The sequence below is a fragment of the Cryobacterium sp. M91 genome, assembly GCF_002929615.1.
Classification (GTDB): domain Bacteria; phylum Actinomycetota; class Actinomycetes; order Actinomycetales; family Microbacteriaceae; genus Cryobacterium; species Cryobacterium levicorallinum.
The window spans coordinates 1-1094 of record NZ_PJJT01000002.1; the positions used below are offsets into that span (position 1 = coordinate 1).

A 1094-nucleotide genomic window follows, 5' to 3' on the forward strand; every position below is an offset into this window, starting at 1 on the left:
CGCCGGTTGAATCGGCGGGGCCGGTGGTGGTTGCCGCTGATGCGGCCGGAGTCTCTGGGAGCTGGTGCGACGCCGGCAACGCTTGCAAGCCGGTCCGGGCTTTCGAAGCTGCGCAGGTCGCCTCCAGTGTTGGCAAGGAACGTGGCGGCGAGGATGGGCCCGAATCCTGGCATGCTTTCCAAGATCTCAGCGTTCTCGTGCTCGTTGAATCGGGCGGTGATGGTTTTGTCGAGGTCGACGAGGTCTGCGTCGATTGCGGTGATTACGGCGGCCAGGCGCGACACGAGGGTGGCGGCGACAATCTCGGTGCGCAACCATCGTTTCTTGCTCACGCGCGGCGTCGATTGCTTTCTGGGCGACGGTGGCGCTGTTGCGGCAGCCGCGGGCTTTCAACCCTGCCGCCAGACGCGTCACTCCCATCCGGCGAAGCGCTCCGGGCCTCTGGTAGGTCGATAAGAGCGTGAGAGCGGCTTTGCTTTTGGAGTAGTCGAACGCGCGCTCCAGCGCGGGGAAGTACTCCAGCATGGTCGCGCGGAGCCGATTGATTGCGCGCACCCTATCGTGGATGATGTCCAGGCGTCGAGCGGTCAGGAGTTTCAGGTCAACGCTGATCTGATCACCATCGCGAACGGGTTGGAGGTCGGTGCGCATCCGTGCCTGATCGGCGATGATTCGGGCATCTTTCGCGTCTGTCTTGCCCTCACCGCGGTAGGTCGCAGCCGCATGGTGAATGATTCTGCCCGGGATGTAGAGCAGCTGCTGGCCGTGATCGACCAGCAGGGAAATCAGGAGAGCTGCGCCGCCTGAGTTCAGATCCGTCGCCCATACGACCTCGTGTCCATCGGCAATTTCGGTGACCGTGGCGATGATCTCGAGCAGCACGGTCTCGTCATTATCTATCCGTTGGGAGAGAAGTATCTCCCCGGTCTGGTCGATCACGACGCAGTGATGCGCCCGCTTTCCTGAATCGATTCCCGCCCATACTGCTGGCATCTGAAGGTTCCTTCCGTCTCGTTGATAGCAGTTTCCCTGTCGATAACCACGCCGGCACGTCCTTACCCAGCGATCAATGTCGCAATTCTCAATCAGCGGTC

Annotated in this window: 2 protein-coding genes; both read right to left on the reverse strand. The window is 61.7% G+C overall.

The features are described 5' to 3' along the window. Nucleotides 1-173, reverse strand: a 173-nt coding sequence (locus CXY80_RS19795) for a transposase (protein ID WP_233194730.1), incomplete at its 3' end; no start/stop codon positions are given. 13 nt (nucleotides 174-186) lie between these two features. Beyond that, on the reverse strand, nucleotides 187-1094 hold a 908-nt coding region (locus CXY80_RS00010; protein ID WP_233194728.1), incomplete at its 5' end, for an IS110 family transposase.